The sequence below is a fragment of the Micromonospora sp. NBRC 107095 genome, assembly GCF_030269705.1.
Lineage (GTDB): Bacteria > Actinomycetota > Actinomycetes > Mycobacteriales > Micromonosporaceae > Micromonospora > Micromonospora parva.
In genome coordinates this window covers 2,358,285-2,372,346 of the sequence record NZ_BSTU01000001.1, presented here as the reverse complement: position 1 = coordinate 2,372,346, position 14,062 = coordinate 2,358,285, and the positions used below count along the sequence as shown (strand labels likewise).

11 protein-coding genes are annotated in these 14,062 nt (G+C 72.5%); 8 read left to right on the top strand and 3 right to left on the bottom strand.

Annotation, left to right across the window (positions count from 1 at the left end):
- Position 1 precedes the first annotated feature (1 nt).
- From QSK15_RS11035 to QSK15_RS11015, 5 genes are read left to right on the top strand one after another with little or no spacing between them, the layout of a single operon-like run.
- Positions 2 to 850 (top strand): hypothetical protein, encoded by an 849-nt coding sequence (locus tag QSK15_RS11035; protein WP_285794071.1) that lies wholly within the window; start codon positions 2 to 4, stop codon positions 848 to 850.
- Positions 840 to 2,666, top strand: coding sequence for a class I SAM-dependent methyltransferase (locus tag QSK15_RS11030; protein WP_285794070.1), 1,827 nt, complete (start codon positions 840 to 842; stop codon positions 2,664 to 2,666). Before QSK15_RS11035 ends, QSK15_RS11030 begins: the two co-directional genes overlap by 11 nt.
- The gene (locus QSK15_RS11025; protein ID WP_285794069.1) at positions 2,663 to 3,427 is read left to right on the top strand and encodes a cytidylyltransferase domain-containing protein; all 765 of its coding nucleotides are present in this window, start codon (positions 2,663 to 2,665) and stop codon (positions 3,425 to 3,427) included. Before QSK15_RS11030 ends, QSK15_RS11025 begins: the two co-directional genes overlap by 4 nt.
- Entirely contained in the window at positions 3,424 to 4,479 is a 1,056-nt protein-coding gene (locus tag QSK15_RS11020; protein ID WP_285794381.1) for a PseG/SpsG family protein, read from the top strand. Before QSK15_RS11025 ends, QSK15_RS11020 begins: the two co-directional genes overlap by 4 nt.
- A gap of 60 nt (positions 4,480 to 4,539) precedes the next feature.
- Positions 4,540 to 5,175, top strand: a complete 636-nt coding sequence (locus QSK15_RS11015) for an alpha-ketoglutarate-dependent dioxygenase AlkB (RefSeq protein WP_285794068.1) — start codon at positions 4,540 to 4,542, stop codon at positions 5,173 to 5,175.
- 56 nt (positions 5,176 to 5,231) lie between these two features.
- Here the strand turns inward: QSK15_RS11015 and QSK15_RS11010 are convergent, their stop codons facing one another.
- The 3 genes from QSK15_RS11010 to QSK15_RS11000 all read right to left on the bottom strand — a co-directional run bounded on the left by QSK15_RS11010 (position 5,232) and on the right by QSK15_RS11000 (position 10,643).
- Positions 5,232 to 5,750: a TrmH family RNA methyltransferase gene (locus tag QSK15_RS11010; RefSeq protein WP_285794067.1), complete on the bottom strand. Its 519-nt coding sequence runs from the start codon at positions 5,748 to 5,750 to the stop codon at positions 5,232 to 5,234.
- A gap of 319 nt (positions 5,751 to 6,069) precedes the next feature.
- Positions 6,070 to 8,553 carry a DNA gyrase/topoisomerase IV subunit A gene (locus QSK15_RS11005; RefSeq protein ID WP_285794066.1) on the bottom strand — a complete coding sequence of 828 codons (2,484 nt, stop codon included), beginning with the start codon at positions 8,551 to 8,553 and terminating at the stop codon, positions 6,070 to 6,072.
- 32 nt (positions 8,554 to 8,585) lie between these two features.
- Complete coding sequence (locus QSK15_RS11000) at positions 8,586 to 10,643, bottom strand: DNA gyrase/topoisomerase IV subunit B (protein ID WP_285794065.1); 2,058 nt, start codon at positions 10,641 to 10,643, stop codon at positions 8,586 to 8,588.
- A 278-nt stretch (positions 10,644 to 10,921) separates the two neighbouring features.
- Here QSK15_RS11000 and QSK15_RS10995 point away from each other — a divergent pair, with 278 nt between their 5' ends.
- From QSK15_RS10995 to QSK15_RS10985, 3 genes are all read left to right on the top strand, one after another.
- The gene (locus tag QSK15_RS10995; RefSeq protein WP_285794064.1) at positions 10,922 to 11,617 is read left to right on the top strand and encodes a hypothetical protein; all 696 of its coding nucleotides are present in this window, start codon (positions 10,922 to 10,924) and stop codon (positions 11,615 to 11,617) included.
- 174 nt (positions 11,618 to 11,791) lie between these two features.
- Positions 11,792 to 13,048, top strand: a complete 1,257-nt coding sequence (locus tag QSK15_RS10990; protein WP_285794063.1) for an SGNH/GDSL hydrolase family protein — start codon at positions 11,792 to 11,794, stop codon at positions 13,046 to 13,048.
- Between the two features lie 125 nt (positions 13,049 to 13,173).
- Positions 13,174 to 14,037: an alpha/beta hydrolase family protein gene (locus QSK15_RS10985; RefSeq protein WP_285794062.1), complete on the top strand. Its 864-nt coding sequence runs from the start codon at positions 13,174 to 13,176 to the stop codon at positions 14,035 to 14,037.
- Positions 14,038 to 14,062: the final 25 nt, after the last annotated feature.

Sequence of the window (14,062 nt, the reverse complement as noted above, 5' to 3'; positions counted from 1 at the left end):
GATGCACCACGCCAACCACTTCTACGGCCACGCGCACGTGCTGGCCCGCTACGCCGGCCTCGGCGACCGGCACCCACCACGGATCAACGGGTACGTGCAGCACGGCTGGAACATCGGTGACGGTCTGGCCCCCGGGCACCCGTACGCCGAACGCACCCCCAGCCTGCTCTGGTCCGAGCAGACCCGTCGCCGGGCCTGGTCGGTGGGGCGACGCAACGTGGTCGTCATCGGCGCGCCGTTCGTCTACCTGCTGGCTATGCGACCCGAGGAACCACCGGCCGAGGAGCGGGAAGGCACCATCTGGTACCCGTTCCACGGCTGGGAGGGGCAGCACGTCAAGGGCGACCACCGCAAACTGATCGCCCTGATCCGGGACACCGAACCCGGCCCGGTGACGGTCTGCCTCTACTGGCACGAGTACCGGATGCGCAACGTGCGCCGGCTCTACGAGCGCGCCGGGTTCCGGGTGATCTGCCACGGCTACCGGGGGCACTGGTGGAAGGACACCGACCCGGACTTCCTCGACCGGCAGCTCACCGAGCTGCGCCGGCACCGCCGGGTCGCCTCCAACCGGCTGACCAGCGCGATCTTCTACGGCATCGCGGCGGGGTGTGAGCCAGCCGTCTACGGCGACCCGATGATCCTGTCCAACGAGGACCCCACCTTCGGCGGCACCGCGCGGATCCGGCGGCAGTGGCCGCAGCTGCACGGCAGCACTGTCGACCTGCCCACCGCGGTCGGGATCGCCCGCGCCGAGCTGGGCACCGACCACCGCTGCACGCCGGCCGAGCTGCGCGAGCTGCTCGGTTGGGCGAACCTCCAGGAGGAAGAGGAAGACCGTGACGACTGAGACGGCACCCGCCGGCCGGATCACCCTGCCGGGCGGCGAGATGCTGGCCTGGTCCGACCTGCCGCAGGAACGGCTGGCTGACGGCGGGCCGCTCGCCGCGCTGGCCGCCCGGCTGGTGCCGCCCGGCGCCCGGGTCCTGGTGGCCGGCCCACACGACCCGGCGCTGCTCGACCAGCTCGCCCACGCCGAGGTGACCTGCCTGCTGCGCAGCCACCCGGACGCGGTGGCGCTGGCGCACCGGGCGGCCCGCCTGGTGGTGGGTGGCCCGGCCGGGCTGCCCGACGACGACACGTACGACGTGGTGATCGCGGCCGCCGGACTGGACCCGGTGGAGTCGGTGGAGGGCATCCAGCTCGGCTGGGACGGCGTGCTGGCCCGACTGGTCACCGTGCTGCGACCGGGTGGCGCGCTGCTGCTGCGCCTGGACAACCCGCTGGGCCTGCACCGGTTGGTCGACACCACCCCCTGGTACGCCCGCCGCGACGATGCCGCCTGGGCGATCGGCGGCGTGCTGGACCGGGCCCGCCCGGCCAACCGGGACCAGCTGCGCGAGCGGCTCAGCGTGGCAGGGCTGATGCCGGCCACGTGCTGGGCCGCGTACCCCGATGTCAGCACCCCGACGGCCCTGCTGGACGCCGACCACCTGGACCGGGACGCCGGCTCCGGTCTGTTCGACGCGGTGCTGCACGGTGCCTGCGCCGGGGGTTTCACCAGCGCCACAGTGCTCCAGGACCCGGCCCGGCTGGCAGTCGACGCGTTGCACGCCGGGCGCGCCGCCGACCTCGCACCGGGTTGGCTGACCCTCGCCCACCGCCCCGCCGACCCCGAGGACCCGAGCACGCCGACCGACGACCGGGACCTGCCGGTGGCGCTCGTGCAGACCGGCCGTCCCGGGATCGGCGTGCTCGAGGTGCTGCACGGCCCCTCCGGTTGGCGCTGGGGACTCATACCCACCAGCGACCCGAGGACGCCGGCCGGCGCACCGTTCGCCAGCGGGGCGGCCGCGTACCGGGACGCGGACGCGCTGTCCGGGCCGGTGCCCTCCGGCCGGCTGCTGCGGACCGTGCTGCTCGACGCGGCAGTGCGCCGCGACCTGGGCACGACGCGCGCGTTGCTGCGCGGGTACGCGGGCTGGCTCGCCGACCAGACCGACACCGACGGCCGGATCGCGGGCGCGGCGGCGCTGGCCGGCACCGACAACGTCGTGTTCGACGGCGAGCGGTACGCGGTGCTCGACCCCAGCTGGCGGGTCACCGCCGCGCTCCCGGCCGACGTGGTGCTCGCCCGCGCGCTGTGGCGCTTCGCCGCGGGCCTGCTCACCGGCGGGTACGCGCATCCGTGGCCGTCCACCCTCGACGTGGCGGGCCTGACCGTGGTGCTCGGCGGCCTCGCCGGCCACGACCTCGACCGGGCGACAGTCAGCGAGGCGGTCGAGGCCGAGGCGGCCATCGCCGCGGCCCTGCACGGGCTGGACGCCGCCGGCACTGCCGACCTCGCCACCGAGCTGCACGCCGTCGCCCCGACCGACCCACCCGTCGGCGGGCACAGCTACCAGCAGCTGCGTGAGGCGTGGCTGCGCCAGCGCGAGGAACTCACCCGGTTGGCCGCGTTGACCGCGTGGACCGAGGAACTGCTCACCTCACGGGAACGGGCGCTGCGCCGGGCCGAGACCACGATCAGCCTGCTCAGCGGGTCGATCAGCTACCGGGTGGGTCGGCTCGCCATCACCCCGGCCCGGCTGGCCAAGCGGGGCGCCCGCGCCGCCAAACGTCGCGCCACCGCGGTGCTCGCCCCGAAGCAGGAGGAGCAGCAGTGACCGGCGTACCGCCGCCCGGGACCGGCACGCGGCCACGGATCGTCGGCATCGTGCAGGCGCGCATGGGTTCGTCCCGGCTGCCCGGCAAGGTGCTCCGCCCGCTCGCCGGACGGACCGTCCTGGGCCGGGTGGTCCGCGCCGCCCAGGACAGCGGTGTCCTCGCCGACCTGGTGGTCGCCACCAGCACCGACACGGTCGACGACGCGGTGGCCGGCGAGTGCGCGCGGCTGGACGTGCCGTGCCACCGCGGGCCGGTCGACGACGTGCTGGACCGGTTCGTGGGCGCCCTCGCGGCGCACCCGGGGGACGCCGTGATGCGGTTCACCGCCGACTGCCCGCTGCTCGACCCGGAGATCATCAACCTGGTCGCGTCGGTGTACCGGGCGGTCCCCGGGCTGGACTACGCGAGCACGTCGATCGCCCGGACCCTGCCCCGCGGGCTGGACGTCGAGATCATCCGAGCGGAGACGCTCCGTACCCTGGGCCGGCTCGCCACCGACCACCACCGCGTGCACGTCACCTCGTACGCGTACACCCACCCGGAGCTGTTCCGGGTGCTCGGGGTGACGCTCACCCCGGACCGCTCCGCACTGCGCCTGACCCTCGACACCGAGCAGGACTGGGCGCTGGTCAGCGCGATCATCGACCACTTCGGTGACGTCAGCGTGCCGCTGGCCAAGCTCACCGACTGGCTCGACGGTCAGCCCCGGCTGCGCGCGCTCAACGCCGACGTCCGCCAGAAGCAACTGGAGGAGTCCTGAGCACAGTGAAGGTCGGGTTGCGCTGCGACGCCGGCCCCCGACGCGGCGTCGGCCACCTCGTCCGCTGCCTGGCGCTCGCCGAGGAATTTCTCGCCCGGGGCGCCGACGTCACCGTGTTCGGCACCGTCGAACGGCTCGACTGGGCCACCGCGGAACTGGCCGCGCGGGGCATCCCGCTGCTCCCCGGCCCGGACTCGGCGGCCGACCTGGTCGACGCGGCCCGCCGACACGAACTGGACGTGCTGGTCCTCGACTCCTACGACCTGGACCCGGCCGGAGCGGGCGCGCTGCGCGCCGCCGGTGTGTACACGGTCGCCATCGTCGACGGCGACAGCCGGGGCCAGGTCGCGGACCTCTACCTCGACCAGAACTTCGGCGCGGAGCTGCCAGGGCTGCCGGGTCGACTGCTCGCCGGCAGCGGGTACGCCCTGCTGCGCGACAGTGTGATCAACGCCCGACCGCCGGTCGCCCCGCCCGCCACGGAGGTCAGCCGCCCCCGGGTGTTGGCCTTCTTCGGCGGCACCGACGCGGTGGGTGCCGCCCCGGTGCTGACCCGGGTGCTGGTGGCCGCCGGTCACCCGATGGACCTCACGGTCATCGTCGGGCGACCCGAGATCGAAGCGGAGATCGAGGACGTCACCCCCGGCCGGGGGCAGATCATCCGACCGGTCCCGCCCACCACCTCGCTACCGGCCCTGATCACCGAAGCCGACCTGGTGGTCAGCGCCGCCGGCACGTCCACCTGGGAACTCTGCTGCCTCGGCGCCCCCAGCGCCCTGGTCTGCGTGGTCGACAACCAACGTGAGTCGTACACCCGGGTGGTACGGCACGGCCTGGCAGCCGGCCTCGGCGAACTGCCGGAGCTGACCGCCGGCGGTGTCGCCGGACGCGCCGCCCGCGCCACGGCGGCGCGGACCCTGCACGGGCTGCTCAGTGCGCCGCAGCGGCGGGCGACGCTCGCCGCGCGCGCCTGGTCCACCGTCGACGGGCAGGGCCGGGCCCGGGTCGTGGACGCGGTGTTCGACGCGGTGCGTGTCGCCGCGACGCGCTGACCACGACAGACCACCACCACGATTCGCACGGGTGTACGAAACGGCTGCTAGGGTGGCTGCATGACGCAGGCCGCCTACCAGCCGTCGATGCTCGACCTGGCCGACGCCGGCCCCACACTGGGGCCACTGCCCGGCCAGATCCGCCGACACCAGCTCAGCCGGGGCGCCTGGGTCGACCACCTCCCCGGCTGGGTGCGTGGCTCCGACCCGGTCCTCGACACCCTGCTCACCGAGGTGCCCTGGCGGGCCGAGCGGCGCACCATGTATGACGCCGAGGTCGACGTGCCGCGCCTGCTCTGCTGGTACGACGGCGCGCGGCAACTCCCCCACCCCGTGCTCACCGCCGCGCGGGCCGCGCTGACCAGTCACTACGCGCCCGAGTTGGGCGAGCCCTTCGTCACCGCCGGCTTGTGCCTCTACCGCTCCGGGCGCGACAGCGTGGCCTGGCACGGCGACACCATCGGCCGCTCGGCGCACAGCGACACCATCGTCGCGATCGTCTCCTTCGGAGCGCCCCGACCGCTGCTGCTGCGCCCACGCGGTGGCGGTGACAGCCTCCGCTTCCCGGTGGGCCACGGCGACCTGATCGTCATGGGCGGCTCCTGCCAACGCACCTGGGAGCACGCCATCCCGAAGACCAACCGCCCGGTCGGCCCCCGGGTGAGCGTCCAGTTCCGCCCCCACAACGTCGCCTGACCCCCCGGCCCCACCCACCCCACGGCACGATCGACGCGAGGAAGGGGCGGGGCGGTTTAGAGGAGGCCGGCTAGTTTGTAGAGGACCAGGGAGCCGGCTACCGCGACGTTCAGGCTGTGGCCGTGGCCGACCATCGGGATCTCGACCGCCGCGTCCAACTGGTCGAGCGCCTCGGGCGGGATGCCCGTCGCCTCATGCCCCAGCAGCACGACGGTACGTCCCCGAGCGGCGGGCAGATCACCGAGCCGCACGGCCTCATCGGCCAACTCCACCCCGAGCACCCGGGTGCCGGCGGCCCGTTCGGCGGCCAGCCAGCGCAGCGGACTGCCGACCCGGTGCACGCAGCTCGGCCGGCGCAGGGTGTTGCCCCGGGCCACAGCCTCGTCCACCCAGCGGAACGGAGGCACCGCGAGGCAGGCGCCGACCGCGTCGCACGTGCGCAACAGGGTGCCCAGGTTCGCGCCGTGCAGGGGCCAGAGAGGCGCGGCGATCAGGTGACCCCAGCAGCGGTGTGGCCGGGAACGGCGGGCGGCGCGCAGCTCACGCCTCGGCCGGACCCGGATGGCGGCGCTCACGCCGCGCCGGCGACTCCGCCGGACAGAGTTGACATCATGTTGAGGGGTGCTTAGCGGCGCACCCGGGCCCTCACCGACAACAGAGCCCTCACCATACCGCGCCGACGGACGCTCCACGTCGCATGATCATGCTCGATCCAGAGCGAGTGGCATCACCGCATCGGGGAAACCACTACTTCCAGGATCGAGCACGATCATGCGAGGGCTCTAACGACAAGATCCGCACAACATCAGGAAATTGGTGCCTACGGCATTCTGGAAGCAGCAACTTCCCCGAAGTTGCGCGGATCTTGGGGCCGGGCACGCCCGACGGGACAGGCTAGTCGCGCTCGATGAGGTGGCCGACCACCGTCGGGCCCAGCATCACCGCGAAGCCGCTGCCGTCGCGCCGAGGATCCGCCGCGGGCAGCTCCACCGGGTCGCCGGTGCCGGTCGCGCCGACCGGTCGTGGGCCCACCCAGGCAACGGCCACGTCCGTCTCACCCTTGAGGAAGCGGTGCGCGCGCACGCCGCCGGTCGCCCGGCCCTTCGCCGGGTACGCCTTGAACGGCGTCACCTTCACCGTCGCGCCGGTGGAGGTGACCACCATCGGCTCGCCATGCCCCGGGTCGTCGGTGCGCACCGCGCCGAAGAACACCACCCGCGCGCCGGCCGGCAGGTTGATGCCGGCCATACCGCCGCCCTTGAGGCCCTGCGGCCGGACCAACCCGGCGGGGAAACGCAGCAGCGACGCCTCCGAGGTGACGAACGTCAGCGTCTCGGCGCCGTCGGTCAGCCAGGTCGCCCCGACCACCTCGTCGCCGTCGCGCAGACCGATCACCTCGAACTCGTCGGAGCGCACCGGCCACTCCGGCGCGCAGATCTTCACCGCGCCCTGCCGGGTGCCCAACGCCAGCCCCGGCGAGCCCTCCGCCTGCCCGCCGAGCGGCGCCAGGCCGACGACGGTCTCCCCCGCCGCCAACGGCACCAGCTCGGCAGCCGACATACCGCCCCGCAGTGACACCGTGCCCGCCTGCTCGGGCAGCACCGGCAGCGGCAGCACGTCGACCTTGAACGCCCGACCGGCGCTGGTCAACAGCAGCACCCGGCCCCGGGCGGTGGAGTGCACGATGGCGCGTACCGTGTCGTGCTTGACCCGGCCGTTGCGGCGACGCCCCTCGGCGCTCTCCTCCGACTCGGCCGCGGTCCGGGCGACCAGCCCGGTCGCGGAGAGGATCACCTGGCACGGGTCGTCGGCGACCTCCAGCGGGCCGGCCGGCGCGGACGCGGCCAGCACCTCCTTCAGGTCACCGTCGACGAGCGTCGTACGACGGTCGGTGCCGAACTGCTTGACCACTGACGCCAACTCGTCGGAGACCACCTTCCGGAGCACCCGCTCGTCGTCGAGGATCTTGCTCAGCTCGGCGATCTCGGCGCGCAGCCGTTCCTGCTCGGCCTCCAGCTCGATCCGGTCGAACTTGGTCAGTCGACGCAGCGGGGTGTCCAGAATGTACGTGGCCTGGATGTCGGAGAGGCCGAACCGGCTCATCAGCCCGTCCTTCGCGGCCTGCGCGTCGTCGCTGCCCCGGATCAGCCGGACCACCTCGTCGATGTCCAGCAGCGCGATCAGCAGACCGTCGACCAGGTGCAGCCGCTCCTGACGCTTGCGGCGGCGGTACGAGGTGCGTCGGGTGACCACCTCGTAGCGGTGGGCCAGGAAGACCTCCAGCAGCGCCTTGAGACCCAGCGTACGCGGCTGCCCGTCGACCAGGACCAGGTTGTTGACGCCGAACGACTGCTCCAGCGGGGTCAACCGGTAGAGGTCGGCGAGCAGCGCCTGCGGGTTGACGCCGACCTTGCACTCGACGACGAGCCGGGTGCCGCTCTCCCGGTCGGTGAGGTCCTTGACGTCGGCGATGCCGGTCAGCCGCTTGGTCTTGGTGACCTCGTTGGTGATCGCGGCGATGACCTTCTCCGCACCGACGCCGTAGGGCAGCTCGACCACGGTGATCGCCTGACGGCCCCGGCTGCCCTCGATCGGACCGATCTCCACCTTGCCGCGCATCCGCACCACGCCGCGCCCGGTCTCGTACGCCCGGCGCACCTCGTCCAGGCCCAGCAGCACCCCACCGGTGGGCAGGTCGGGGCCGGGGACGAACTCCATGAGTTTGTCCAGAGTGGCGTCCGGGTGGTTGATCAGCCAGCGGGCGGCGGAGACGACCTCCGCCAGGTTGTGCGGGATCATGTTGGTGGCCATGCCGACCGCGATCCCGGACGCGCCGTTGACCAGCAGGTTGGGGAAGGCCGCCGGCAGCACCGTCGGCTGGGTCAGCGAACCGTCGTAGTTGGGCTCGACGTCGACGGTCTCCTCGCCCAGCTCACCGACGAGCAGCATGGCCTCGCGCGACATCCGGGCCTCGGTGTAACGCGATGCTGCCGGGCCGTCGTCAGGGCTGCCGAAGTTGCCGTGCCCGTCGATGAGGGGCACGTTGAGCGAGAAGTCCTGCGCCAGGCGGACCATGGCGTCGTAGATCGCCGTGTCGCCGTGCGGATGGTACTTTCCCATTGTATCCCCGACAATTCGGGCAGACTTCACGTGCCCACGGTCGGGGCGGTAGCCCTGCTCGTACATCGACCAGAGGATGCGCCGGTGCACGGGCTTGAGGCCGTCGCGGGCGTCGGGCAGGGCGCGCGAGTGGATGACCGAGAACGCGTACTCCAGGTAGGAGTCGGAGACCTCGGTGACCAGCGGATTGTCGAAGACCCGCGCGCCGGCCTGGTCGAACGAGGAGAGGTCGACCTTGTTTTCCTTGCGGCGTGCCATGACTCAGCTCTCCACTCGAACGGAACGTGTGCTCATGCGTCGATCGCCTCGCGATCCACCCGGTCGGCGGAGTCGATCAGCCAGTTGCGGCGCGGCTCGACCTTCTCGCCCATCAGCAGTTCGAGGATGCGTTCGGCGGCCTCGACGTCGTCGAGGGTGATCCGGCGGACCGCGCGGGTGGCCGGGTTCATCGTGGTGTCCCACAGCTCGTCGGCGTCCATCTCACCGAGACCCTTGAACCGTGGGATGGGGGTGACGATCTGCTTGCCAGCCTTCTCCAGCTTGTGGACCGTCGCCTCCATCTCGGCCTGGGTGTAGGTGTAGACGGTCTGCGGGTTGCGCCCCTTGGTGGTGATCTTGTGCAGGGGCGGCATCGCGGCGTAGAGCCGGCCGGCCTCGATCAGCGGCCGCATGTACCGGGCGAACAGGGTGATCAGCAGCGTCCGGATGTGGGCGCCGTCCACGTCGGCGTCGGCCATGATCAGCACCCGGCCGTAGCGCAGCGCGGAGAGGTCGAAGGTGCGCCCCGAGCCGGCGCCGAGCACCTGCACGATGGCGGCGCACTCGGCATTGTCCAGAACCTGCTGGAGGTTGGCCTTCTGCACGTTGAGGATCTTGCCGCGGATCGGCAACAGCGCCTGGTATTCCGAGGAGCGGGCCATCCGGCTCGTCCCCAGGGCGCTGTCACCCTCGACGATGAACAATTCGCTGCGGTCGATGCCGGTGGCCCGGCAGTCGACCAGCTTCGGCGGCATGGACGCGCCCTCCAGGGCGGTCTTGCGCCGGGCGGCGTCCTTCTGCTGTTTCTGGGTGAGCCGGACCCGGGCGGCGTCGACGATCTTCTGCAGGACGGTGCGCGCCTCGGCCTTGGTGCGCCGGTCCTCCAGCCAGGCCTTGACGTGCGCGTCGACCAGGGACTGGAGAACCTTGGTGATGCCGGTGGTGGAGAGCTCGTCCTTCGTCTGCGAGGTGAACTGCGGCTCAGGAATCCGCACGTGCACCACGGCGGTCATCCCCTCCAGGACGTCGTCCAGGGTGGGTGGCTCCTCCTTGGCCTTGAGCAGACCGCGGGTGTTGCGGATCGCGTCGGCGAGCGCGCGGACCAGGGCCCGCTCGAAGCCCTTGCGGTGGGTGCCGCCGTGCGCGTTACGGATGGTGTTGGTGAAGCACTCGACGGTGCGCTCGTAACCGGTGCCCCACCGGAACGCCACCTCGACCTCGGCCCGCCGCTGCACGTTGGACTGCATGACGCCGTTGGCGTCGGCGGCGTTCTCCCGGTAGGTGCCCTCGCCGTTGACCAGCAGGATGCCGGAGACCGGCCGGTCGCCGGCCGGGGCGAGGAACTCCACCATGTCGCTGAGCCCGTTGGGGTAGTGGAACCGCTCCTCGGCGGGCACCTCACCGGTCAGGTCGCGTAGCAGGTAGGTCACGCCGGGGACCAGGAACGCGGTGTTGCGCAGCTTCATCCGGACGGCATCGACGTCGAGCGCCGCACCGGTCTCGAAGTAGCGGGCGTCGTGCCACCAGCGGATCGAGGTGCCGGTGCGCTGGCCGCGCTTCATGGCACCGGTCACCTGGAGGCCGGGGCCGGCGGTGAAGGGGGCGTCCGGCCCGTCGCCGTCGAAGATGCCCGGCACGCCGTGCCGGAACGACATCGTGTGGACCTTGCCGGCTCGACGGACGGTCACGTCGAAGCGGCGGGACAGCGCGTTGACCGCCGACGCGCCGACGCCGTGCAGACCGCCGGAGGTCTTGTAGCCGGAGCCGCCGAACTTGCCGCCCGCGTGCAGCCGGGTCAGCACCAGCTCGACGCCGGAGATGCCGGACTTGGCGTGCACGTCGGTGGGGATGCCCCGGCCGTCGTCGTCGACCTGCACCGAGCCGTCGGGGTGCAGGATCACCTCGACGTGGCTGGCGTGACCGGCGACTCCCTCGTCGGTGGAGTTGTCGAGGATCTCGTTGACGAGGTGACCCACGCCACGGCTGTCGGTGGAGCCGATGTACATGCCGGGCCGCTTGCGGACAGCGTCCAGCCCCTCAAGGTGGGTGAGGTCATCGGCCCCGTACAGGGTGTCAGGCTCTGCGGTCAACTGGTCGTACTCCCCGGTCTCGGCGGTGTGCTGCCGGTCACCGGCGACATCAGCCGGCGTGGCGCGCCGCAGCGAGCCTAGCCCGAGGCTAGGACAAGTGTCGGAGGCCCTGCGCGACCCGCCGCGCGGGTCCCTCGGGACGTGAGCCAACCAACAGCCGGTGGGTGATCATGGGGCCACGCAGAGACAGCGTCACCGGTACGCTCGGCCGTGATCGCGGCCGATGTGCGCGCGGGGTGCACGCCGGTCCGGGTCGAGGAGATCAGGAGGCGGTTGCGGTGACCGAGACGTTTCGCGACGCCCTGCGGCGCTCCCTTGGCACCCGGGCCCGTCGGTGGCTGCTGGCGGGCACCCTGGTGGCGGGGCTGCTGGCCGCCGTGGCGCTGGTCGCGGCGGCGGCTCCGGCCGAGCGGACCTTCGCCGAGCTCTCGGGCACCGTCCAGAGCCTGATGTCGGTCGCGACCCCGCTCTTCGGCATCCTGCTGGTCAGCGACCTGCGCCGGGGGCCCGTGCGCCCGGCGGTCCTGCCCACCGTGCTCGCGGTGGGGCTGCCGGCGGTCGTCATCGCCGTCGTCGGCGTGCTGATCTGCGCCGCGACGCTCGCCCTCACCCCGGCCGAGGTCGCCGACGAGCCGTGGCGGTTCGCCGGGACGGTAGCGGTGGGCGGTGTGCTGGTGCAGTTCGTCGCCGGGCTGGTGGGCACCGGGCTGGGCCTGTTGGTGCGCCCGGTGGTGGTGGCGTTCCTGGCCACCATCGTCCTGCCGCTGGGTCTGTTCGCGCTGCTGGGTGCCGTGGACGCCCTCCGTGCGGCGCAGCCGTGGCTCACCCCGTTCGGCAGCGTGCGCAACCTGCTCTCGGGAGAGATGACGGCGCTGCGGTGGGTGCAGTGGCTGTGCGTACTCCTGATCTGGGGTGTCGGTCTGAACGCCGCCGGCGCGGCGGTGCTGAACCGCGGCGGCCGGACCGCCCGGTAGCGCCGCGCGCCGCCCCCACCGCCGCCCGCCGACCTCGACGCGGTAGCGCGTCCTGTCTACGCGCACGTGTCTTTCATCGAACGAATCTGTTACGGGCCATTGACGTCCGTCGCGCAGGGGTGATCTGATCGCGCCCTCAGAGAATCTTTCATCTTTCGATGGGATGGGGGCCCCATGCCCAGGTTCCGGCGTACCGCGCTCGCCGCGGGACTCACGATCGCCATGGCCGCGTTGTCGACCGCCGTCGCGCTGCCCGCACCCGCGTCCGCCGCGCTGCCCACCGCCGCGGTGGCGCTCGGAGACAGCTTCATCAGTGGCGAGGGCGCCGGGGCGTACACCCCGGTGGTCGACGTCAACGGCGTCAGCCAGGGCTTCCCCGGCTGGACGGCGGCGAACAACAACGCGTTCTTCTGCCACCGCTCGGCGAACGCCTCGCTCCATCAGGCCAACCTGCCGGGCATCCAGAACCGGTTCAACCTGGCCTGCTCCGGCGGCCAGCCGCACGACATCGCCAACGCCTCCCAGGCGCGGGCCAACGGTCGCACCGTGGCCTCGCAGCTGAGCCAGCTGCGCGCCGTCGCGCAGACCCAGGATATCGACCTGGTGCTGATCGGCCTCGGCTCCAACAACAGCTCGTTCACCTTCGGCAGCGTCGCGGAGAAGTGCGCCAACCGGTTCATCGCCGACGCCTGGACCGGCTGGTGGGAGTTCTGGGCGTACCTGAACGGCCCGGTGGAGCAGAAGCCGTGCAGCGACGCCGACCTGGCCACCGCCGCGCAGCTCAGCGCCGCGACCGCGGAGACCACGGCGGCCGTACGCCAGATCCTCACCACCCTCGACCAGGTCGACGCGGACGGTCAGCACCGGGTGGTCTTCCAGGACTACACGAACCCGCTGCCGCTGGACCTGAACCAGACGTTCCACGAGGAGGACGGCCGGGACGACACCCGGGACAAGTTCCGTGATCTCGGCGCCGAGCGGTACGCGGGCGGGTGCCCGATCCACCGGGCCAGCCTGGCGCCGGGGCACCGCTTCTCCCAGGGCCTGGGCAGCATCGTGAAGTTCACCAGGGACACCCTCGCTGCCGAGTTCCCGGCCGACGACCTGGTGTACCTGAACGTGCAGCAGGCCTTCAACGGTGCCCGGCTCTGCGAGCAGACCGGCAGCCCGACCGGCGCGCTGGCCACTCCGATCCGGCTTCAGGACGGCGCCACCGGCACCTTCGTCACCAGCCTCGCCGGCAAGGACAAGATCGCCATCCAGCGGATCGCCAACACCTGCGTCAGCTACTTCCAGACCTGCCAGGAGTCGTGGCACCCGAACGCCACCGGGCACCAGGTGCTCGGCCAGTGCCTGAGCGGTGCGGCCTCCACCAGCGCCCGCTCGGTGGCCTGCGTGCGGGCCAGCAATGGGGCCATCTCGGTTTCCTGAGCGCAGCGCCGGTCGGAGGGCTCCGCCATGTGGCGGGGCCCTCCGTCGCGCGCGGCGTCATCTGCGCCCCGGTCGTCGACGGCCTGCTGCTACCCGCCGGTAACGTCAGGTCGTAGGCTGGGCCGGTGAACGGGGATCTGGAGTACGCGCAGGAGTTCGTCGACGTCGACGGTGGCCGGCTGGGTGTGCAGGTCTACCCGGAACCGTCCGGAGTGACCGGCGCGCCGGTGGTGGTGATCTGGCCCGCGATGGGCGTCCGGGCCCGCTACTACCGGCCCTTCGCCGCCGCGCTGCGCGCCGCGGGGCTGGCCGTGGTCGTGGCCGATCTGCGCGGCACCGGGTCGAGCACGCCCGCGCCGAGTCGGGCGGACCGGCACGGTTACGCCGAACTGGCCGACGACGTCGGCGCCGTCCTGGCCGCCCTCAAGCCGCGACTGGACGGGCGCACCCGACTGCTTCTCGGGCACTCACTCGGCGGGCAGGCCGCGCTGCTGCACCTCGCCCTGCACGGCGACGGCGAGGTGGACGGGTTGGCGCTGGTCGCGGTCGGCATCCCGCACTGGCGGAGCTACCCGGGCCGGCGCGGCCTCGGCGTGCTGCCCTACACCCAGGGCATCGCCGCCACGGCGGCGCTGCTCGGCGTCTGGCCGGGCTGGGGCTTCGGTGGCCGGCAGGCGCGCGGCGTGATCCGCGACTGGGCGTACACCGCACGGACCGGTCGGTTCCCTCGACTCAACGGCACGGACACCGAGGCCGCGGTCCGCGCCGTACGGACACCGGTGCTGGCCGTCAGCGTCGACGACGACCAGTACACGCCGCACGAGACCATGGACCACCTCTGCGCGAAGCTCGGCAATGCGCCGGTGACCCGGGAACGGTACACAGTGGTGCAGGCCGGCGCGCCGTTGGACCATTTCACCTGGGTCCGCGCAGGCGTCCCGCTGGCGCGGCGGATCGCCGGTTTCGCTACCGACCTGCCGCCCCGCTGAGCCGTACCGGCCCGTCGGTGGACGC

What these genes read in the sequence shown, in the direction of transcription:
- QSK15_RS11035 (WP_285794071.1), top strand. Translation starts at nt 2, where the DNA reads ATGCACCACGCCAACCACTTCTACGGCCACGCGCACGTGCTGGCCCGC.
- QSK15_RS11015 (WP_285794068.1), top strand. Translation starts at nt 4,540, where the DNA reads ATGACGCAGGCCGCCTACCAGCCGTCGATGCTCGACCTGGCCGACGCC.
- QSK15_RS11005 (WP_285794066.1), bottom strand. Translation starts at nt 8,553, where the DNA reads ATGGCACGCCGCAAGGAAAACAAGGTCGACCTCTCCTCGTTCGACCAG.
- QSK15_RS10990 (WP_285794063.1), top strand. Translation starts at nt 11,792, where the DNA reads ATGCCCAGGTTCCGGCGTACCGCGCTCGCCGCGGGACTCACGATCGCC.